The sequence below is a fragment of the Thermodesulfobium acidiphilum genome, assembly GCF_003057965.1.
Lineage (GTDB): Bacteria > Thermodesulfobiota > Thermodesulfobiia > Thermodesulfobiales > Thermodesulfobiaceae > Thermodesulfobium > Thermodesulfobium acidiphilum.
Map to the genome: position 1 here is coordinate 1,561,526 of NZ_CP020921.1, position 21,856 is coordinate 1,583,381.

Genomic DNA, 21,856 nt, shown 5'->3' on the forward strand with positions numbered 1-21,856 from the left:
CAACATCCACTTTTTCCCTCCAAAATAAATGGCATTTTCTACTTAAAAAATATTCTAAATTTAATATTTAAAAGTATATAAGGAATAAATAAAAAAAATCAAGTGATAAATTAAAAAAGAAAACAAATTAATATAAATGAAGAATTCCAAACAAAATAAAGGAACCTAAAATAGCAACTGAAATAAGTAACACTATATTTACTTTTTTATACAACCCCACAAGAAAAATTATTAAAAAGATAAAAGAAAGTGGATCTTTTACAGCCATTGGAAAGTAAATAATTGACATTGAAGCTAATAACCCAGTCAACGCAATCAAGAGGCCAAAAATTCCACTCCTAATCCAAGAAAGATGTGATATCCTCTCATAAAATGGAGAAACTATTATCGTAAATACTATTGAGGGCATGAATGTAAACAAAAAAGAAAATAGTGCCGCAGAAAATGACCCGATAAAAAATCCAATAAATGATGTAACACACAGTATTGGCCCAGGTGTTATCTGACTAAGGACTATTGCATCAAGAAAGTTTTCCTGACTTATTATCTTCATAGAGTCTACAAAAGTCTTTTGATATAAAGGCAAAGCAACTTGAGCTCCACCAAAAGCCAAAAAACTTATCTGAGTAATTTTACAATAAAAAGGGATAAGATTAGGCGTTATAATATATGCAGAAATCACGAGCAAAGAAAGAGCAATAATACCTATTATAAATTCAATTTTTGGGATATATAGTTTTTTTTTAGAAATAACGTCACTGAAAATGTTTCTCTCTGGAAGAAAATTTCTGAAAAGTATAGAAATAGAAAAAGAAAGCAAAAAAACTAAAAAGATATTTATTCCTACCATATAACTTATAATACTTAGTAATAGTAATATTCTTCCAAAATTTATATCTATATATTTTTTATAAAAGTTTAGGAAAGCTGAAATGAAAAATGCTACTACAAATGGTTTTAAACCATGGAATAAGAGATCAATAGTAGATATATTAATGGATTTATAAAAATATGCAAGAATAGATATTAAAATTACAGAGGGGAAAACAAGGGCAAGAGCGCCTATTAAACCTGTCAAAAACCCAAACCTTCTATACCCAACATAACCAACCAAATTTATCATAATTGGACCGGGCAAAAGTTGAGTTAGAGCAATACCTTTAAGAAAATCATCTTCTGCAACATATCCCTTTTTTAATACAAATTCTTCTTTTAGATAAGAAATCATAGCAAGCCCCCCAAACACAGTTGAGCCTATAACTAAACAACGAATAATAAATTCAAAATTTAGAGTAATATTTTTAGACAGATTTTGCATCTATGCTTTCTGCTAGACTAATTGTTTAGATGTGTTCAAAAATTCTACAGCTTTTGGATAAAGAAATTTAACATCTTCTAAGGTTGGATTCGATCTCAAATTACAGATCGAATCGTTGTCACACTTATGTCTAAAAGTTTTGGCAAATTTTAGGGCATCAAAAAGCTCCTCAGAAAACTTGTTTTCTTTTACTATTTTTTTATCAAATAGTTCAAAAATCAAATCATGAGTGTACCCAGAAAAATCACCAATATCTAGTATAGCCAATACTGAATTAAACATCGAATAATAAAGTGCGTTCATTATGTAGTGGCTTTCTGCTCCAAAAGAAAGTAGATCTTTTGCCTCATTTAAATAATTCTCAGCAATTTTAAGCCTTTCATATTTATTCATAATTATTTATTTTAACATGATTCTAAAGTTTTGATATAATAATCAAAATAAGAAACTTCTGGAGGAAAGAATGTTTGAACTTGATTGCAGAGGAATGGTTTGCCCAAAACCAGTAGTTCTAACAAAACAAGCTCTCAAAGAACATGATGAAATAATAGTTATAGTTGATAATAAAACTTCAAGAGATAATCTTAACAATCTTGCAAAAGATAAAAACATGCACTTCGAAGTAGAAGAAAAAAACAACTTATATTATTGCAAAATAAAAAAAGGTAAGAGTGAACAACCTCAGGAGAGAAAACTTGAAAATTTTTATGGGCAAGCCCCTTGGAGCGTTTTTATAAAATCAAATACTTTAGGACATGGAAGTGACGAACTTGGCAAGAATCTTATAAATGCCTTTTTTGATGCCATTTTATATTTTGAAGACCACCCAAAGGTTATTGCTTTTATGAATTCTGGCGTTTTTCTAACTCTGCAAGATTCTGAATGCTTAAAAGAAATTAAAATGCTTGAGGAGAAGGGTTCAAAAATACTAGTTTGTGGAACCTGCCTAAATTTTTTTAACGTTAAGGAGAAGCTCGCAGTTGGCAAAGTTTCTAATATGTTTTCTATCTTAGAATCCCTTAAAGGAACTTATATAATAGAACCTTAAAATTCTAAGAAGTTTCTTCTTGATATTTTATTTGTCTAATTTCACGCATATTTTTATCTATCATTTCCATTATCTTTTTTGAAGATCTTGAAGAATCCTCAGCTAACTTTCTAACCTCTTTTGCAACTACCGCAAACGTCCTACCAGCTTCTCCTGCTCTAGCCGCTTCAATACTGGCATTCAAAGAAAGTATATTTGTCCTGCCTGCAATGCTTTCCACAACCTTCACGGCCTCTGATACCTGTTCTTGAGTTTTAATTATGTGTTCAAGTTGTTCTGAGAAATAGTTGTCAATAATTAATTGGATGTCGAGTATAATCCTTTTAACAAAAGCACTAAAGGATTTTGCGAATTCAGATTCATCCTTTTCTACTTCGTGGACTATAGAAGAGATTTCCTCAAAATAAAGTCTATAAGCTCCTAAATACCACGAAGGATAAAGTCCTATTAATTGGTGTTTTTTGCCAACAAAGAGCCTTCTTTGAAAGTACTCTTCATCTATTACAGGACTTGTAAGAGAGATAAAGTAATCCCTCATAGTTTTACTTAATCTTTCTAATGTAGAATTTTTATCAATTATTTCTTTAAGGTTTGAAAAGCTAGTAATGTGATCGTAAAACCTTTTCACAAAGCTATCTGCCTTCTTTTCAAAATAAGGCCTAAACTTTGCCATCCTTTGTAAATCTTCGATAGTAAGACCTAAATAACGAAATCTCTGCTGATATTTTGAATCATTAGTTAAGTTTTCTTCCATCCCGCACCACCTATTTTTTGTTTCTAATAATTATATATCAATATTACTTAATTTTTAATGCCTCTTTTCTATGTTAAAATTCTAAAGATAAGTTGAAAACAGATTTAACAAAAAATAACTTGATAGGTTATATTTTCACCATAGGTGCTGCATCTTTATGGGGTTTTGGGGGGTGTGTGGCAAAATTTGCCTTCAATAAATCTATTGACCCTTTATTGTTTGTAAAGATAAGACTTGTTATGTCATTTTCAATACTTTTTATTTACCTTTATTTCTTTAATAGAAAACATATACTCATAGATAAATCTGATATCCTATATTTTTTAATTTTAGGAATATTTGGTATGTCTACTATGCAACTATTTTATTTAATGGCTATAAAGTATACAAACGTATCTACTGCCGTCTTTTTGCAATACACGTCACCTGTTTTAATGGCTTTATATTTGTACTTTTTTGAGAAAAATCTTATCTCGATACCAAAGGTAATGGCAATCTCACTCTCCTTAATTGGAGGCGCATGTTTTGCAGCCAATATGGCAGAAACATCTCTAAAGTTCCAGGGATTCTTTTACGGGATACTAGCTGCATTAGGAATGGCTTTTATAAGCGTTTATGGTAGAAAGTCCTTAAAAAAATATAGTCCTTTGACACTTATACTTTATTCCTCTGGCTTTGCAGCAATCTTTATCAATATAATTACTCCATTCGACATCACAATTTTCAGTCTGTCCAAATCGACATGGTTAATATTAGTTTATTTTTCTATATTCTCAACATTAATTCCATATTTTCTATATTTTAAAGGAGTTTCAATAATAAGCCCTACAAATGCAGGGATTACAGCATGTTTAGAGCCATTCATTGCTTCGATTGTTGCATTTTTTTGGCTTAAAGAGAACTTGACAACTCTACAAATTATTGGTGGAATTTTAATTGTTTCAGGAGTTATAACTTTACAAAAATTTGACAGATTACCATGAATCTAATTTTTGGCCCAGCCGGTAATGAAGAACTCTTTTATAAATCAGGATTCAAATCAACCTTAGATTCTGCAAAATACATCTCAAAAATGGGGCTTTTTGCATTTGAATATCCGCTCACTCACGGCATAAGGCTAAGCGAGAGCACTGCTGTAAAAATAGGGGAATCTTTTAAGAGTGAGAATATAAAGCTTAGTATTCATGCACCATATTATATAAATATAACAAGCCCAAATCCAGAAATATTAGAAAAGAGCGAAAAACATTTGATAAAAACATTGCAGTTTGGAAATTTGATGGGCGCTGATAGAATAATATTTCATCCAGGAAGTTCTAAAGGAAATAAAAGAAAAGTCATGCTAGAAAGATCTTTTAGTTTTTTAGAACAATTTATCAGTAGAAATATAAAATTAATAAAAAACATTAAGCTTTGTCCAGAAACACACGGAAAGAGCATTAGTTTAGGAAATGTTGATGAAATAATAGAAATATGCAAAATAAATTCCGAGATCTTTTTGCCAGCCATAGATTTTGCTCATCTTTATGCTGTTAGTAAAGGGAATTTGACTCGAGAAGAAGATTTTACTAGTATCCTTAAGAAGTTTAAAAATTATAAAGAACTTCACATACATTTTAGTCAAATAGAATTTAATAATAGTGGAGAAGTAAGACATAGACCTCTAAACTCAGGTTTTGGACCACCAATTGATCCTTTCTTATTAAGTCTCTTAAAAAATTCTGTAAAAGGAAGGGTGATAGTTGAAACTCCTGGCACTCAAGCAAGAGATGCTAAAATATTACTAGAAAGATTTTTAGTTCTGGAGGGAAAAGGTGTCAAACCCATATGACAAAGCACATGAATTAGCTAAATCAATCAAGGATTCACAAGAGTATAGCGAGCTAACTAAATCAATAGAATTAGTAAAAAGTGATGAAAATCTTTATAAAATGGTCAAAAATTTCTTCACCCTAAAAACCCAGATAGAGATAGACATGCTTTCTGGAAAAGAAGAAAGTAAAGAAAAGAAAGATAATCTAAAAAGGCTTCATGATCTTGTAATGGCAATACCAGAGGGCAGAAAAATAATCGAATCACAATACAGATTTCAGAGATTGATGGGCGATATCTATAAAATAATCGGTGAAGCTATTAACGAAGGGATGGAATTTTTTAACTTTCTTCAAGAAAAAGAAGAACAAAAATAATATATTCCTATCCAAAAAGCTTGTCAAATGGTCTCCTCTCAGGAACAGTTACTCGTTTATCTGGGTTTTGATTCCATTCATGACTAACATACAAACCACAATAGCACGATCCATATTCTTCAACGTCTTTATCTTTATACACACAAGGACATATAATATCTCTATCTCTTTCCCTATCACCAGAGTTCAACCGACAGGGGCAGCCCCTATAACCATTTCTTTTCTCATTTTCCAAAATTCCCCTTATAATTGACATTGTATGTTCTAAATCGTTATTTAACTCTTGTCCTTTAGAATGCGCATATTTTGTCAAAATTTCAAATAGTTTCTCAGGGGTTACAGGGGCCATGCTTTACACTAATCCTTTAATTTTTGCTTCATTAAAACCTACTATAATAGTTTCCCCTTTAACTATAGTAGGAAAACCAGGATTAACCTTAGGATTACATTTATCAGCAAATTTCTTGACTGTTTCAAGAATTTTGTTTTGTTCATCCTTTGGAAGTAAATCTACATCAATAGCCTCAAAATCAGCTCCTAATTCTTTAAGAAGAGCTTTAGCCTTCTTACAATAAGGGCAGGTGCTTAAAGCATATACTGTTATCTGAGCCATAAAAACCTCCAAAATTAAGCTGAATTTTTTTCTATTTCCCTTAAAAGCTTGTATATGACTTTAAAAGTTAAAACCTTTGAAGTCCTGGCAATAGCATGAGACAAATCATCTGCAGAATAAACATTGCAATTTTGAAGATAAATAGAATCTTGTACGCTAAAATTATTCTCTTCCATAAAAAGCTCAGGGTCGAAGGCTAAAATTCCATTCTGCTCACCGTAGTAAATTTTCAATAAAGAGGAGAGCAATTCAGTAGCGGAAATATAATTACCTATTTGACTGGATGAATCTACAATCTGATAAAACACTACGGTTCACCTCCTTGAATTTAAGAAACACGAGAATAATTCAACATTTTTTGCAATTATAAACCACAAGCCTAAAAACTATAAATCTTCTGAAATATCTTCTTCACTTTCACCAAAAATTGACTCATAGAGCTTTACAATACTACTTTCAATCTCAAGATCCAAAGCTCTAATCTCTTTTTCCAACTTCCTATATTCATTTTCAGCTTCACTTTTAAGAATTTCTAGTTGATCTTCAAAGTTCATTTTCCAAACCTAAAATTTGAATTACGAGATATTTCATAAACATTATCTTAATTATATATTACTTTATAACTTTAGTCACTTTTTTGGAATATAATAATTTCACTAGCAATTAACATTAAATAATTAAAATTTTAGCATACATCCAATAAAAAATGCTTTTTTGGCTAAACTTCCAGGAAAAAATATCTTTAATCAAATTAGGCACGCAATCTTGAGAAAAAAAATCATATTTCAAGGCAATCCTAAAATAAATTAATTAACAAAACCTATTCTCTTTTATCAAATTCATTATAAAATATATCAAATGGAGTTAGATTTTTATTATGGAAAAGATAAAAAAGAAAGAGAAAGCTTTGTAATATATCACCTGCGCGACCGTCTCCTTTACGGTCGAAAGATATTGTTTGAGAGAACCATCTCAGGTTTCATTGACCCTCTGGAAGTAGAAAGTTATTTAAACAAACTATACAGGGAAGTATGTTCTGACATATTAAAATTCTGCATAATAGAAGCAAGGGGAGAAGGATTCCCAGAAGAAGATATATGCATAGCTGCTGTTGGTGGTTTTGGTAGATGTGAGATGGCCCCTTATTCAGATATTGATTTAGTTTTTTTGTCCCAAAACGAAGAAGGACCTTTTTTAGATAACGTTCTAAAAAGAGGCTACAGACTTTTGTCAGATATCTTTTTTGGTATAGATTTAGAAGTCGGCTATAGTTTTAGAACTACAGAAATAAAACACATCGACCACATTACAAGAACCAGCTTTCTAGATTCTAACATTATTTCTGGAGATAATAACATATTTCAAGAATTCAAAAGAAATTTTTGGAATAGATTAAACTTAGCAGAATTCATATTTGTAAAGTTATCAGAAAGAGAAATAGCGTCACAAAAGTTCGGCGATAACCCTTATTTATTAAGCCCAAACTTAAAGGAATGTAGGGGTGGGCTTAGAGATTATCATACATTTAAATGGATTTTTCAGAGTAGGTATGCACTTTCAAACTGTTCAATTGCTAAAGATGTAGAAAATACTTATATTTTGGATAAAGATGATATCAATAGGCTCGAATCGTCATATCGATTTCTTAGAAAAATAAGAATCTTATTACATATAATGGCCAGAAAAAGACAGGATTATCTTTCAAAAAATTATCAACCAAGGTTAGCAGAATTTTTAGGTTATAAAAACTCAGTAGAATTTATGAAAGAATTAATTTATTATCTTGAAAATATCTCAGAAATATCAAGCAGAGGAATAAAAAAGATACTTCAAGAAGGTTTTCAAATTTCAAGTTGCTTCTCAATAAAAGGAAACAGTATTACTTATCAATATGACTCTCCTATTCAAATTTTTAGATTCGATTTCATAAGAGCTTTTGAATATAAATCTCTTTACGATCTGGAATTATCAGTAAATCTTGAAGAAGAATTTATCAAACAACGCAGCAAACTAAAACCCAATGATGAGACTATGAACGTATTTTTAAAAATCCTTAAAAATGGAAAAAACAAAGCTTCCATATTAAGAAATATGCAATCTTTGGGTCTGCTTGAAATACTGATACCAGAAACCAGGGGAATTTTTTATACTTTACCCGAAGATCCCATGCACGAATTTACTATTGGAGAACACACAATGGTTATGATTGAAACTCTCGAAATGTTTGAAAGAGGCGATTTTGGACAAGAAATAGCAGAAATATTTAATTCTTTATCAAACCCACTTGTTTTATATCTTGCAGCTTTATTTCATGATATTGCAAAGTTAAAAAATTCAGAAAATCACGATATAGAAGGTGCAAAAATATTTTCTAACTGGGCAAAAAAAACTAGATTAGATCAGAATACTATAAATAACGTTAGTTTTATCATAGCAAACCATCTTCAAATGGTAAGAACTTCAAGATTAAGAGACCTTCACAGAGAAGAAACTATTGAAGAATTCGCTCAATTAGTTTCAGACACGGAAAGGTTAAAAAACTTATATCTTATTTCTTATGCAGATTTATATTCTTTGTCAAAAAAGAAACCAAGCCCGATATCAATTTATCAGCTAAACGAGCTTTTTAAAAAGAGTCAATCAAATTTACTAAGGCCTGCATCAAAAACAGACTTTAAAGACGTATTTAAAAAGAATATAAAAAAGAATCTGCCAAACAAAGATGAAATAAATCTCTATATTGACAACATGCCTGCTACTTATTTAATGAACATACCACAAGAAATTATTGCGTTTCATTTGGACCTTATTTCCAGATTAAAAAACGAAACGCCTCAAGTATATTTTGAAGAATCAATCAACAAAGACTTTTCTAAAGTTACAATTGCTACATATGAGATTGAAGGGCTCCTGTGGAAAATAGCAGCAGTATTTTATGCTCACAATTTAGATATCCACACCGCTGAATTATACAAGTTCTCCACAAAACCACCGGTAGTAATTAACGAAATTTGGACAACTTTCAAAAACAAACCAGTTCCTGAGTTTTTAGCGCAATCAGTACAGAAAGATTTGCGCGATACTCTTAGTTTAAAAAGAGATATATTTGAACTATTAAGACAGAAAAACAAAGATATAGAATTTCCCGTAAAGCTTTTCAACGTTAATTGTTTAAACAATATATCCCCTAAATCAACTGTCATAGAAATAATAGCTGAAGATAGACACGGACTTTTGTATAGGTTAACTCAGACCCTATCCTCTCTTGGACTTTACATACAAACAGCAAAAATTTCCACCTGGGAAGGTAGAGCTGAGGATGCATTTTATATTACAAAGGAAAATAACTTAAAGTTAAGTGAGCAAGAATGCCAAGAATATTTGAAAAAAATAGTTTACCATATATAATTTCTAATTTGCTCTACGTCAAATAAACTTATTAAGAACCATTTAAGGAGGAAAAAACAATAGATATCAAGAAAATAATCGAAGATTTTTCAAAAATTAGTTCTAAGAATGAAGAAGTCTTTCGCTTGGGATATTCAGAGGAAGAAGATAAAGCTATTAGTTATGTTTTGAAATTACTTCCAAAAAATTTTGAAATCAAAACAGATAATATCGGAAATTTGATCGCAATGCACAATCAAGATCCTTTATCCCAAAAGGTTTTACTCGGTATTCATCTTGATACAATGCCATTTAGCGGCAAATATTCATCGTCACTTCCTATGATAGTAGCAATTGGTTCTATCAACAAATTGTTAGAAAAGGATTTTTATCCGAAGAAAACAGTGGGCTTAATAATCTTTAGAGCCACTTCTCCAAACAGGTTTTCCAGGGGTTGCATCGGTTCAAGAGGAGCGGTAGGAGAGCTAAACGAAAGAGATCTGTATCTCTCAGACAAAGACGGAGTATTGCTGCAAGATGAAGTAATAAAGAGAAGCCTTGGGCTTTCAAGCAGTTTTCCTACCTTTTTTAAAGACGATGTACATACTTTTTTAGAGATAGAAAGCGACTTTTCTGGTATATTGAGCGAAAAATCTGTTCCACTTTGTATGGTAAAAAATCAACAAGGCCCAGTTATTTTAAAATTATCCATCGTAGGCAAAATTCAATATACCTGTTGCACTCCATTTAATTTAATTAGAGGTCCTTTAAATGCTTTTATAAAAATTTTAGATCTTCTTTATAAAATGATAAAAGAGAATAATCTATTCGGTGGAGTATACGAGGTTAATATGGAACCAAAAGTCATGGGAGTCTTTCCAAACAGAATAAACTTTAACCTTGATCTTAGATCCCCAGATCTAAAGTTAAGAAGTGAACTTCTTAATAATCTAAAAACTATGATAAACAAAATATCTGAAGAAGAAAGTTGCCAAATAGATATTTTAAGCCAAATATCTCATTCTCCTCACATCTTTTCTGATAAATTAATCGAAATTTCAAAAAGGGTATTTTTAAAAAAGAATATCAAACTTATAACAATTGACACTGGAATCTTATCCAATGCAAGGTGGATGAGTCTGGTAAGTCAGGAAACAGGAATGGTGTTATTAAGATACAAGAAAGGAAATTCGCCTGAAAAAGAAGATATAAACGAAAATGATATAATCCTAAGTATTGATGTTGTAAGTAACATATTAAGGGAGAGGGTTTCTTTATGAATACTGGACCATGGCTTATAATATTAACTGGTCTTTCTGGGGCAGGTAAATCTCAAGCACTACATGCCCTTGAAGACCTAGGATTCTTCTGTATAGATAACTTGCCGCCGTTTTTATTACCTGAACTTACAAGATTTTCTTTCTCTCCTAAGTTTCCAATTTCCCGCATGGCAGTGGTAATTGATATTAGAGGAAAAACTCTCTTCCCTGATCTGCAAAATATTCTAAAAAAGATAAAGGAACAACCAATAAACATAACCACACTTTTCCTTGAAGCTAGCGATGAAGTTTTAATCAGAAGATTTTCAGAGACAAGGAGGCGACATCCTCTATCTCAAGAGGGGGGATATCTCTCTGCGGGTATCATAAAGGAAAGAGAAATGCTTTCAGCAATAAGAGAGATGTCTGATATAGTTATAGATACTTCATATATGAAAGTAAACCAACTAAAAGAAAGATTAAGAGCTTATTTTGCTTCAGAAGAAGAACAAATTTTTAATACAACTCTTCTTTCATTTGGCTTTAAATATGGCATACCTATGGATGCAGATATGATTATAGATGTAAGATTTTTGCCAAACCCTTTTTATGAAGAACATCTAAAAAACCTAACAGGTCTGGATGCTCCCGTAGAAGACTTCATACTTTCACAAGAAGTTACTAAAAATTTTCTTAAAGTTTTAGATCAATATCTTTTGTTTTTTCTACCAAAGTGTATGGAAGAAGGAAAGAGTAATGTAACAATCGCAATAGGTTGTACTGGAGGAGAACACAGATCTGTTACTATAGTTCGCGAGTTGGCAAGAAGATATAGAAACTTAGGTTTCAAAATTTTTGAGTGGCACAGAGATCTAAAAATTGGGAGAAATAATTAAATGAGTTTCAGACCTTTAAAATGGCTCAGATGGCTAACGCCCGGTTTAAAGATAAAAAGGTGGATCTTTCTTGGTTCATTATCTTTACTTTTAATAGTAACAAGCCTAATATTATCATTAGAAGCGATTCCAATAACAAGATTATTTATAAAGAATTTATCTTACTTTATTAATGAAATTTCTTCAAAAATACCAATCCAGATAATTTCTTTATTACTATTTCTGATAGGTTTTGTAGCTCTAATCTATTCTATTAGAGGTTTGGTAAAGCAAATTGTTAAACCTATGCAAATAGGATCAAGAAGAGACGTAGTAGAACTCCTGTGGCTAGAAAGACAGCTAAAAAAAAGGCCACAGGTAGTAGTAATTGGTGGCGGAACTGGTCAGTCTACAGTTCTTAGAGGATTAAAATATTATCCTATTAATCTGACTGCAATAGTAACTCCTTTTGACGACGGAGGCTCTTCAGGATTTATAAGAAAAGAACTGGGATTTCTTCCTCCTGGAGATATAAGAAATTGTCTGGCTGCGTTATCTCTTCAGGAAGACTTACTTGGAGCTGTTTTACAATATAGATTTAAGGGTGTCCCTGGCCTTGAAGGACATCCAGTAGGAAACATCCTCTTAGCTGCTGCTACAGAAATAACGGGAGATTTTTTGAAGGCTATTAATATGGTTGAAAAAATAATTTCAGCAAGAGGACATGTTATTCCTTCAACCCTCTTTAACACAAAACTCTGTGCAAAACTAAAAGACGGTTCAATTGTTAAAGGAGAATCTAACATATCAAAAAGTATTTATCCAATAGAAACTATATTTTTAGATCCTTTGCCCCCTAGTGCTTTCCCGGAAGCCATAAAAAAAATAAACGAAGCGGATGCAATTGTTATTGGACCTGGAAGTCTCTTTACAAGTATTTTGCCAAATCTACTTATGAAAGACCTGTTAAAAGCGATAAGAGAGTCGAAGGCAATAAAAATTTATGTCTGCAACATCATGACACAGCCAGGTGAAACGGGTGGATATAAGGCTTCTGATCATGTTAGGGCTTTTCTAGAGATACTTGGTTTTTTACCATTTGACACGGTTCTTCTAAATAACAAAAAACCTGAAAAACTTATCGACTATTATGAACAAAAAGGCTCTGAAATAGTAATTAACGACTTGCATGAACTCGAAAGGTTTAATGTCAAAATTGTCCTGGCAGATTTATTATATGAAAAAAATCACATAAGGCACGATCACAAAAAATTAGCAAAAATCATTTTTGACAACATATTTAAGAATACCAGAGCACATTAGATATAGAAGATATCAAATTAACCATAATATAAATGTGATATGATGAAATTATTTTATTTAAGTTAATGAATTAATTTTAAAAAAATTCTACACAAAATTGTTCTTTGAATTTGTTAGATGATATAATGTCTTTGGACGGGTGGAAAAATGTTGAAATTAAAAAAGGACGAAAATGAAATAATAAGAAGTGAGATAGCTTCTTTACCAATAGAGAATAAGAGATTGTCAAAATTTGAGTTGAAAGGGATAATGATTTCTCACTCAAAAATAACTGGCAGGGATATTGTTGTAAAGTGTAAAGACTTTAAGGTAGCCAAGAGAACAATTATGTTAGCCCATTTTCTAAACATAAAAACACAATTGTATCAAAACTCAAGACAGAATATTCAAATACCCAAAAAGTTAAAAACTTCTCAAGAAAACCAGAAAACTACAACAGTAAAATTAGAAAAGCTTTTATTGCCAGATCCACCTGAAACTTTCCCATCTCAAAAATCTATTCAAAGTTTTTTAAGAGGATTATTTTTAAATTCAGGTTATTTAAGCACAAAAAATGGTTATCATCTCGAAATTATCACAAATAACGAAATATTTGGTTTTTTGTCCACACTTTTAGAGGATGTTGGCTTTAATTTTAAAATAAGAAAAACTAACAGCTACAGCCTTTTTTTAAAAAATTTTAGAGAAATAGTCTCATTTTTGGCATATATTCAAGTGCATAATTTTTGTGCTTACATTGAAGCAGAAGCTATAAAAAAGGAAGTTAATAATGAAATAAACAGAGAGGTAAATTATGAAACTGGCAACATAAAAAGACAAATAAAGGCCTCTCTCGAAATATTAAGATCAATAAATATCCTTGAAAGTTCAGAAAATTATTGTAGATTGCCAATAAAATGGCAAAAGATGATTGCTTTGAAAAAAAATCATCCGTTACTTTCCATGAAAGAAATAGGAGAACATCTTGGAATGTCAAAAAATCAAGTTTCATCTGTATTTAGACAAATAAGAAAATTAACATTTAACCTGTAGGAGGGAGAACATGAGAGTAGCAGTTAATGGTTTTGGAAGAATTGGACGTTTGTTCGTTAGGCTCGCATTTTCGTTGCCAGATATTGAAATAGTAGCAATAAACAGTTCAAGAAAGATATCTCAATTAGCTCATCTATTACAGTACGATTCTACGTACAGAACCTGGGACAAAGAAGTAAGCTTTGATGATGACAATATAATAATCGAGGGTAAAAAAGTAAAAATTCTTGAAGAAAGAAAAGACACGACAAAACTCCCATGGAAAGATCTAGATGTTGACCTGGTAATAGAGTCAACAGGAGAACTTACAAAAAGGGAACTTGCCGAAAACCACATTACAGCTGGAGCAAAAAAAGTTCTCATCACTGCTCCGGGGAAAGATGTTGACGCTTTTATTGTTGTTGGGGTGAATGACCAGATACTAGATTTAGAAAAGCACAGAATAATTTCAGCTGCATCGTGTACAACAAATTGTCTTGCACCCGCCATAAAGGTTTTGTTTGACAAATTTGGAATAGTTTCAGGCTTTATGACCACCGTACACGCATACACTATGGATCAAAGATTGCTTGACGGTACACACAAAAAAGACTTTAGAAGAGCACGCTCTGCTGCTATAAACATAGTACCAACTTCAACTGGTGCTGCAAAATCTATTGGAAAAGTTATACCAGAATTAAATGGGAAAATGGACGGAGTAGCACTAAGGGTTCCTGTACCAACAGGATCAATGGTTGATCTAAGCGTTATTTTGGAAAAACAACCTTCAATTGAAGAAATTAAATCAGCCTACAAAGAGGCTGAATCTTGCGAACCTTTAAAAGGTATTCTAAAGTATACAGAGGTTCCTTTAGTTTCATCTGACTACATTGGTACCTTTTATTCTTCAATAATTGACGGCTTAATGCTAAATAAAACTGGAGATATATATAAAATTTACGCATGGTATGACAATGAACACGGTTATGCCTGTAGGGTCGTAGATTTAGCCAAAAAACTTATACCAGCCTTTAAGTAAAATTTAAAAAAAATTTATTTTTTTATTTTTAACTGATAAATACATGCTATTTATTTGTGTTTTTAAAAAGATTAGTTACCTAGGGAGGCTGAAATGGAATTTAATAAAAAGTTACTTATAGATTTTCCCGTTTATCAGCTAGAAGGTAAAAGAGTTTTCGTAAGAGCAGATTTAAACGATCCGGCAGATTCTGATGGCAATCTCACAGGAGATATGAGAATAAGAGCAGTGTTGCCTACAATTGGCTATCTGGTAAACGCAAGAGCAAAGGTAATTCTTGCATCCCACTTTGGTCGTCCAAAAAATAGAGAAAAAGAATTCTCTTTAAGAGGTGTAAAGAAAAGGCTTGAAGAACTATCGAGCTTTAGAATTCACCTTGCACCTGACTGTCAGGGAGAAGATGTTGTTAAATTGTCAAAAGAATTAAAAAATGGAGAAGTTTTACTACTCGAAAACCTTAGATTTTGTCCAGGAGAAACTAAAAACGATCCAGAATATGCAAGATTTTTAGCCTCGCTTGGAGATATATATGTAGCAGAAGCATTCGGAGCATGCCACAGAGAACATGCATCAATTTCATCAGTACCAAAGTTAATACCTTCCATGGCAGGGTTTCTATTGGCAAAAGAAATAAATACTTTAAACAAGTTATTACACAATCCCGAACAACCGCTAGTAGTAGTGGCAGGAGGCAAAAAGGTTTCTGACAAAATAAAGGTAATAGGGAATCTAATAGACAAAGTAGACAGTATTTGCGTGGGCGGTGGAATGAGCTTTGCATTTCTAAAAGCAAAAGGATATGAAATTGGAAAATCATATGTAGAAGATAATATGGACGCTGTAGCAAAGGAAATACTTGGAAAAAATGGGAAAAAGATATTATTACCTGTAGACGTAATGGTAGCAAAAGAATTAAGGCCTGCATCAGAATCCAAAGTAGTAAATGTAGACGAAATCCCATCCGACTGGTATGGAGTTGACATAGGGCCAAAGACTATAGAAATGTTTAAAGCTCAAATATCAAAGGCAAAAACAATATTCTGGAATGGCCCACTTGGAATTGTTGAGATTCCAGACTTTTCGTACGGAACAAGAATAGTAGGTTTATACATTGCACTTTCATCCGCAATCACTGTATCTGGGGGAGGAGACACTGCTGAAGTTGTAAGAATGATGAATCTTGATCAACACTTCACTCACGTATCAACAGGCGGTGGAGCCGCATTAAAATTCTTAGAAGGAGCTGATCTACCCGGCATATCAGTTCTTCCAGAAAGGAGCTAAAATGAATTACGCTATTGCAAACTTTAAAATGAACAAAACTTCAGATGAAGTTGAAGAATATGTTTGTGAATTAAGACAAAACCTAAAAAATAATGTAAAAACCGTAATTTGTCCCTCCTTTGTTTCTCTTGAAAGGGCTGTAAAAGCATCCTTCGGATCCTTAATTGACATCGGCGCTCAAAACCTATTTTTTGAAGAAAAAGGCGCCTTTACAGGCGAGATATCTATTGGAATGTTAGAGAATATAGGAGTAAAATACGCGATAATAGGTCACTCTGAAAGGAGACAATACTTCAAAGAATCAGATGACTTATTACTAAAAAAGGTTAAAGCAGCAGCCAACAGATTAAAGGTAATTTATTGCTTTGGTGAGACAGAAGAGGAAAAAGATTCTGGTAAATCACTTGAAGTAACGTTTAATCAGTTAAATCTGGTAAAAAGCTTTTTTGAGAAGATAATTTTAGCATACGAACCAGTCTGGGCAATAGGAACTGGCAAAACTGCTAATGCAGGAGAATCATTTGCTTTAATTAAAGAATTAGAATCGAAATTAGGAAGCCTCCCAGATTGCCTTTATGGAGGATCGGTCAATCATAAAAATGCAAAATCATTTATTGACGCTGGATTTAAAGGTGTACTGGTTGGTTCTGCAAGTCTTGATGTAAAAGAATTTTCAAAAATTATAGAAGAAATGTCTTAAAATAGACAAAGCAAATTCTAAATAAAATCTAGGAGGGAAAAGTGAATAAGATCTTGCTTATAATATTAGACGGCTTTGGTTTCAGCAAGGAAACCTACGGCAATGCAGTTGCAGCCTCTCATATGCCAAACTACAAAAGAATTATGAACACATATCCAAATACCCTCCTTGTAGCATCAGGCGAAGAAGTCGGTCTTCCACCGGGTCAAATGGGAAATTCTGAAGTAGGTCATCTAAACCTTGGAGCAGGTAGAATTATGTATCAGGAGCTCACAAGAATTAATAAAGCCATTAAAGATGGAAGTTTTTTTTCAAACAAAGAATTAAAGGATATCATGAACAAGTCAAGAGAAAAAGCCCTTCATCTTATTGGTCTCGTTTCTGATGGTGGAGTCCATAGCCATATTGAACACCTAAAGTCTCTTATCACCATGGCAAAAAAAGAAGGAGTAAAAAATGTCTACGTTCATGCAATTACAGACGGCAGAGATACTCAACCAGGAACGGCTATAAATTTTTTAAAAGACGTAGAGACTCATATAAAACGGGAGGGAACTGGAGAAATTGTATCTGTGTCAGGAAGATATTATGCCATGGACAGAGACAAAAGATGGGAAAGAACCAAGAAAGCTTATGATGTGTTTACGGGAAGAGATAAAACAAACTTTAAAACTTATGAAGAAGCAATTAGTTATTTATCAGGAAAGGGCGAAACAGATGAATTCTTTACGCCATTTTCGGTAGGTCCTAACCCACAGGAAACAAGAATAAAAAATAAAGATTCAATTATATTTTTCAACTTTAGAGCAGATAGAATGAGACAGATTACCAGAGCACTCTTAGATCCTGAATTCAAAGAATTTGATGTCATAAAACTTAAACTATTTCCATTAACTTTTACAGAATACGATAAAGAATTCCCTTTAACAGTAGCCTTCAAAAACGAAATACCAAAAAATGTTTTATCCGAAGTTATATCTAATGAAGGCCTATTTCAACTTCATACAGCAGAAACAGAAAAATATGCACATGTTACCTTTTTCTTCAATGGCGGTAGAGAAGAGCCATTTGAGAGGGAAGATAGAATTCTTATTCACTCCCCAAAGGTAGCAACTTATGACCTAAAACCTGAAATGAGCGCTTTTGAACTTACAGAAAGTCTTTTAAAATCCCTGCTTGATAAAAATTATAATTTTACAGTAATAAACTTTGCAAATCCTGATATGGTAGGACACACTGGTAATTTTGAAGCTGTAAAAAAAGCTCTTAATGCTGTTGATATCTGTTTAGGTAAAATATTTGACTTATTTGAAAACAAATTCCCTATTGTGATAACTGCAGATCATGGAAATTGCGAGGAAATGCTTGATAAAAATACTGGGGAACCAATGACATCTCATACCACTAATCCTGTCCCATTTATAATAGTAGGGAACAAAGAACCATTAAGAAAAGATGGAATTTTAGCTGACGTAGCACCAACAATCCTTGAACTCATGGAGATAGTTCAACCAGAAGAAATGACAGGAAAATCTCTTATAATTTAAAAAAATTCAAGAATTTTTAATGAACTCAAAGTTTGTAAAAAATCTTTTAAGCGTTTTAGTATCATTATTTTTAATCTATTTGCTATTTATAAATGTTGATATAAAAAGGGTTTTGTATGTTGTTTTTAACTTTAATAGAGTATTTATAATAACTTTTTTTATTTTATTTTTTGTTGTACTTAATCTTAGGGCTTATATTTGGAAAAATCTATTAATTAACATATCAAAAGAACTAAGCTTCAGACACTTGATTGCTGGAGAAGGTTTGGCATTTGCTATTAATTCTTTTCTGCCATTAAGATCAGGAGATCTACTTAGAGGCCTTTACGTATCAAAAATATCCAACTTGCCTTTCCCATCAGTTTTGGTTAGCATAGCTACTGAACAGCTTTTAGATTTTTTCACCGTTTTAACGCTTGGCCTCTTTTGTTTGTTTATAGGAGTGAAGATTGCTATAAATATCCTCCTTTTGCCGATAGCAATGACTATTGTTTTTTTAACGCTATTTTTTTTATCAATGTTTATAAGAAAGAGATTCGAATACCTCAAAGTTAGATTCCCAAAATTTTGGCTACTAATTCATCCCTTTCTTAGTTTAACAAGAAGCAGTGTATTTAAGAAGGTTTTTACAGCAAATATTTTATGCTTGCTGTTAATTTCATTGGGAATACTTCTTCTTTACTTCAATCTACTTGGGAAAATACTATTTATAGAGTCTTTAATTTCAACCTTTTTTATTAACATAGGATTTTTAAGTTTCGGAATATGGATAGCAGCAAAAAACTATGGAATCGACTTTGATGATGCAACAGGAATATTTTTTATATATCAAATAACAATAATCCTTGTTAGCTTATCGACCTTTCTTCTCGTAACTATATATGACATATTGACAGCAATAAAGGTAAAAATAATTCCAACTTTTTTCAATAAAAATAAAAACAACTTCTAAAAGACTAAGAGCACACAGAATACCATTTAATTTAATATATATAATGCCTTGAGTCTTAAAGATATCCAGGTAAGTGTTCCTAAAAATATTATTTTTCAAAAATAATTCTTGAATCAATCTCCTTTATGCTTTTACACCCTGTCAGGATCATTGCAGCATATAATTCCTGAGTATATTTTTCAACCATAAACTTTACTCCCTCAGCCATTGCACCAAATGCTCCAGTTATCAAGGGCCTTCCCACAAGCACTCCCTTTGCACCCAGCGCTATCAGCTTCAAAGCATCAACTCCAGATCTTACACCTCCATCTGCAAGTACTGTAGCATCTTTACCAACTGCCTTTATTATTTTAGGAAGTACCTCAGCTACACCAGGTGTAAAGTCCAGAACTCTCCCCCCATGATTAGAAACAACAATTGCACTTGCGCCAGCATCAAAACAAGCAACTGCTTCATCTGGAGTCATAACCCCCTTAACAATAAACGGCACATTTACAGAATTAACCAACTCTCTAATTTTACTTACACTTTTTGGCCCTACAGCTTGTCCCTTAAGTTTCATAGTTACAAGACCAGCTCCATCTATATCAATACCCACAGCTATTGCCCCTGCTTGAATGGCATCTAAAAACCTTTTTATTATCTCACCCTGATCCACCCTTGGCTTAATAATTGCAACACCCCTTGTAGCTAACTTTATTGCTTCTAAACCATCTACAAACATACTAGGAACTGCAGGATCTCCTATCCATCCCAAACTTCCTGCTTCATGACATCCTTTAACAAGAGAAGAAACTAATTCAAATTCAGTAAGTGCCCCACCACAATTAAGCAATGCATTTGTTATTGGAGCTCCCATTATTGGAGTCAATAAGTCTATTCCAAAAAGATTAATTGAAGTATCTGGTTCTAAAACATCGTGAACTACTCTTAGATTTAACCTTATATCAGACAAAGCTCTAACGTTTTGTTTAAAAGATTCTCCTGTTCCAGTTCCCCCCATTCCAGGAACCTCTCCTGCACACGCTCTTCCATCACAAACAGGACAAACTCTACAAAAATTGTTAAATTTCTTTCTAGCCTCTTCTTTAATTGTCTTAAAATCCACTTTTTCCTCCTATATATCAAAAAATATCTTTCATCAAGGTTTAATTATATATTGTTTATTTAAAAAAAATATAATAATATCAAATTTTGGTATTTTTCTGACAATTCATTTAATTTTGGTTTAACTCAATACTATTTATAAAATCTTGAGAAAAATAATATAATTATAAAAGATACAGGCATTGAAATTAAAGTCGAATCAACAAATGGATAAATAGGTTTTTTATAGTGAAAAATATCTACCCAAACAGTCGGCCCAAGTATTGTAAGTAATATGGCCAAAGCAGCTCCCACCAAACTTCCTAATATTAACGCGTTTTTAGAAATGCTGTTTAAATATATTGAGCAAAAAAGCGCAGGAAAAATCGAACTTGCAGCAAGAGAATAAGAAAGCCCAACCATAAAAGCAACGTTTTGCCCCTTAAAAATCGTAGCTAATAAAAAGGCAAAAATACCAATCAAGATAACGGAAAAAGCCCAAATATAAGATTTTTTACTATTAATAACGTCCTCTTTTAAAGTCGTAGCTCCTGCTACAAAAAGCCCACTCACTACAGCAAAAATCGTAATAAAAGTTATTATGGCAGTTAGATAGAATAACAAATCTTGTCCCAAATACCTGGCAAGATGAAGCAAGACCATATTAGCTCCATCGCTCAGATCCTTCTTTTCAAGAATAAGCCTGGATTCAACACCAAGAAAAAAAACTATTAAATAAAATATGCTGATTAACAGGGTAGCAAGAAAAACTGATATCCTTGCCGATCTCCTATCTGGCACAGTAAAAAATCTTATTAATATGTTGGGGAGCCCTGCTGTTCCAAAAAGAAGAGCGAAAGATAAAGAGAAATAATCGAAAGAGGAACGAAAGATAGTTTGAGGCAGAAATATATTAGAAAATATCGCATTGGATAAAAAAATGCTGTTCGTGTTTATTTTATAAAAAATTAGAAATAAAATTATAAAACTAAGAGAAAATAATATTACAGTCTTATAAATTTGAAACCATGTAGTTACAAACATCCCACCCCATAATACAAAACAGACAGAAGTTAATGTGACTATAAAAAGCGATAAATTATAGCCTACTCTACTAACCAAAGAGAGCAGCCATGCAGCACCAATTAATTCTGCAACCAGAAAAATAAGAACACATAATAGTCCTGTTAAACTAAGTACAACTTTAACATCTTTATCGTCAAATCTAAGAGCAATCAAATCTATATATGTTGATACCCCTCTTCTTGACATCGGTTCAGCTACCAAAAAAAGCATTATTGGCCAACCAACTATCCATCCAACAGCATAAAAAAGACCATCGAAACCCTTAGTAGCAGTCAGTCCAACAATTCCAAGAAAAGATGCTGCACCAATATAGTCGCCAAAAAGTGCTAAGGCATTTTGAAAGGCATTAAATTTATTTTGCATAAAAGATATTATAAATTAAATT

The 21,856-nt window shown here is 32.2% G+C and carries 23 protein-coding genes; 14 read left to right on the forward strand and 9 right to left on the reverse strand.

What is annotated here, in order from left to right; translation table 11 throughout:
- Positions 1-127 precede the first annotated feature (127 nt).
- Together chrA and TDSAC_RS07860 are read right to left on the reverse strand one after the other, a co-directional pair.
- A complete protein-coding gene (gene chrA, locus TDSAC_RS07855) occupies positions 128-1,318 on the reverse strand; it encodes a chromate efflux transporter (RefSeq protein WP_108309779.1) in 1,191 nt (396 codons plus the stop codon).
- Positions 1,319-1,330: 12 nt separating this feature from the next.
- Positions 1,331-1,711, reverse strand: a complete 381-nt coding sequence (locus TDSAC_RS07860; protein ID WP_108309781.1) for a HEPN domain-containing protein — start codon at positions 1,709-1,711, stop codon at positions 1,331-1,333.
- Positions 1,712-1,781: 70 nt separating this feature from the next.
- Between TDSAC_RS07860 and yedF the strand changes: the two genes are divergently transcribed.
- Positions 1,782-2,366 (forward strand): sulfurtransferase-like selenium metabolism protein YedF, encoded by a 585-nt coding sequence (yedF, locus tag TDSAC_RS07865; protein ID WP_108309783.1) that lies wholly within the window; start codon positions 1,782-1,784, stop codon positions 2,364-2,366.
- Between the two features lie 4 nt (positions 2,367-2,370).
- Here yedF and TDSAC_RS07870 read toward each other — a convergent pair whose 3' ends face one another.
- On the reverse strand, positions 2,371-3,120 hold the full coding sequence (locus TDSAC_RS07870) for a globin-coupled sensor protein (protein ID WP_108309785.1): 750 nt from the start codon (positions 3,118-3,120) through the stop codon (positions 2,371-2,373).
- A 119-nt stretch (positions 3,121-3,239) separates the two neighbouring features.
- Between TDSAC_RS07870 and TDSAC_RS07875 the strand changes: the two genes are divergently transcribed.
- The 3 genes from TDSAC_RS07875 to TDSAC_RS07885 are packed head-to-tail and all read left to right on the forward strand — an operon-like array spanning position 3,240 to position 5,309.
- Entirely contained in the window at positions 3,240-4,103 is an 864-nt protein-coding gene (locus tag TDSAC_RS07875; protein ID WP_267894124.1) for a DMT family transporter, read from the forward strand.
- A complete protein-coding gene (locus TDSAC_RS07880) occupies positions 4,100-4,951 on the forward strand; it encodes a TIM barrel protein (protein WP_108309789.1) in 852 nt (283 codons plus the stop codon). Before TDSAC_RS07875 ends, TDSAC_RS07880 begins: the two co-directional genes overlap by 4 nt.
- Positions 4,935-5,309, forward strand: a complete 375-nt coding sequence (locus tag TDSAC_RS07885; protein WP_108309792.1) for a YlbF/YmcA family competence regulator — start codon at positions 4,935-4,937, stop codon at positions 5,307-5,309. Before TDSAC_RS07880 ends, TDSAC_RS07885 begins: the two co-directional genes overlap by 17 nt.
- Positions 5,310-5,316: 7 nt before the next feature.
- Here the strand turns inward: TDSAC_RS07885 and TDSAC_RS07890 are convergent, their stop codons facing one another.
- From TDSAC_RS07890 to TDSAC_RS09105, 4 genes are all read right to left on the reverse strand, one after another.
- Positions 5,317-5,658, reverse strand: a complete 342-nt coding sequence (locus TDSAC_RS07890) for a ferredoxin-thioredoxin reductase catalytic domain-containing protein (protein WP_108309794.1) — start codon at positions 5,656-5,658, stop codon at positions 5,317-5,319.
- A 3-nt stretch (positions 5,659-5,661) separates the two neighbouring features.
- A complete protein-coding gene (locus TDSAC_RS07895; protein ID WP_108309796.1) occupies positions 5,662-5,922 on the reverse strand; it encodes a glutaredoxin family protein in 261 nt (86 codons plus the stop codon).
- A 14-nt stretch (positions 5,923-5,936) separates the two neighbouring features.
- On the reverse strand, positions 5,937-6,230 hold the full coding sequence (locus TDSAC_RS07900) for a hypothetical protein (protein WP_108309798.1): 294 nt from the start codon (positions 6,228-6,230) through the stop codon (positions 5,937-5,939).
- 78 nt (positions 6,231-6,308) lie between these two features.
- Entirely contained in the window at positions 6,309-6,476 is a 168-nt protein-coding gene (locus tag TDSAC_RS09105; protein ID WP_199919773.1) for a hypothetical protein, read from the reverse strand.
- Positions 6,477-6,780: 304 nt separating this feature from the next.
- Between TDSAC_RS09105 and TDSAC_RS07905 the strand changes: the two genes are divergently transcribed.
- From TDSAC_RS07905 to TDSAC_RS07950, 10 genes are all read left to right on the forward strand, one after another.
- Positions 6,781-9,330: a [protein-PII] uridylyltransferase family protein gene (locus TDSAC_RS07905; protein ID WP_108309800.1), complete on the forward strand. Its 2,550-nt coding sequence runs from the start codon at positions 6,781-6,783 to the stop codon at positions 9,328-9,330.
- A 125-nt stretch (positions 9,331-9,455) separates the two neighbouring features.
- Positions 9,456-10,589 (forward strand): zinc-binding metallopeptidase family protein, encoded by a 1,134-nt coding sequence (locus TDSAC_RS07910; RefSeq protein ID WP_108309803.1) that lies wholly within the window; start codon positions 9,456-9,458, stop codon positions 10,587-10,589.
- Positions 10,586-11,464: an RNase adapter RapZ gene (rapZ, locus tag TDSAC_RS07915; RefSeq protein ID WP_108309805.1), complete on the forward strand. Its 879-nt coding sequence runs from the start codon at positions 10,586-10,588 to the stop codon at positions 11,462-11,464. The genes TDSAC_RS07910 and rapZ overlap by 4 nt, the downstream gene beginning before the upstream one ends.
- A complete protein-coding gene (locus tag TDSAC_RS07920; RefSeq protein WP_108309807.1) occupies positions 11,465-12,766 on the forward strand; it encodes a gluconeogenesis factor YvcK family protein in 1,302 nt (433 codons plus the stop codon).
- 147 nt (positions 12,767-12,913) lie between these two features.
- Positions 12,914-13,798: a DNA-binding protein WhiA gene (gene whiA, locus TDSAC_RS07925; protein WP_108309809.1), complete on the forward strand. Its 885-nt coding sequence runs from the start codon at positions 12,914-12,916 to the stop codon at positions 13,796-13,798.
- Between the two features lie 10 nt (positions 13,799-13,808).
- Positions 13,809-14,816, forward strand: a complete 1,008-nt coding sequence (gene gap / locus TDSAC_RS07930) for a type I glyceraldehyde-3-phosphate dehydrogenase (RefSeq protein WP_108309811.1) — start codon at positions 13,809-13,811, stop codon at positions 14,814-14,816.
- 93 nt (positions 14,817-14,909) lie between these two features.
- Positions 14,910-16,100: a phosphoglycerate kinase gene (locus TDSAC_RS07935; RefSeq protein ID WP_108309813.1), complete on the forward strand. Its 1,191-nt coding sequence runs from the start codon at positions 14,910-14,912 to the stop codon at positions 16,098-16,100.
- Position 16,101: 1 nt separating this feature from the next.
- Positions 16,102-16,800, forward strand: a complete 699-nt coding sequence (tpiA, locus tag TDSAC_RS07940) for a triose-phosphate isomerase (protein ID WP_108309816.1) — start codon at positions 16,102-16,104, stop codon at positions 16,798-16,800.
- 41 nt (positions 16,801-16,841) lie between these two features.
- A complete protein-coding gene (gene gpmI / locus TDSAC_RS07945) occupies positions 16,842-18,347 on the forward strand; it encodes a 2,3-bisphosphoglycerate-independent phosphoglycerate mutase (RefSeq protein ID WP_108309818.1) in 1,506 nt (501 codons plus the stop codon).
- Positions 18,348-18,366: 19 nt separating this feature from the next.
- Positions 18,367-19,299, forward strand: coding sequence for a lysylphosphatidylglycerol synthase domain-containing protein (locus TDSAC_RS07950; protein ID WP_108309820.1), 933 nt, complete (start codon positions 18,367-18,369; stop codon positions 19,297-19,299).
- Positions 19,300-19,387: 88 nt separating this feature from the next.
- On the opposite strand, the gene TDSAC_RS07955 is transcribed toward TDSAC_RS07950, so the two are convergent.
- Positions 19,388-20,407: an alpha-hydroxy-acid oxidizing protein gene (locus TDSAC_RS07955; RefSeq protein ID WP_108309822.1), complete on the reverse strand. Its 1,020-nt coding sequence runs from the start codon at positions 20,405-20,407 to the stop codon at positions 19,388-19,390.
- Between the two features lie 131 nt (positions 20,408-20,538).
- Entirely contained in the window at positions 20,539-21,834 is a 1,296-nt protein-coding gene (locus TDSAC_RS07960; RefSeq protein ID WP_108309824.1) for a sodium:solute symporter family transporter, read from the reverse strand.
- Positions 21,835-21,856 lie beyond the last annotated feature (22 nt).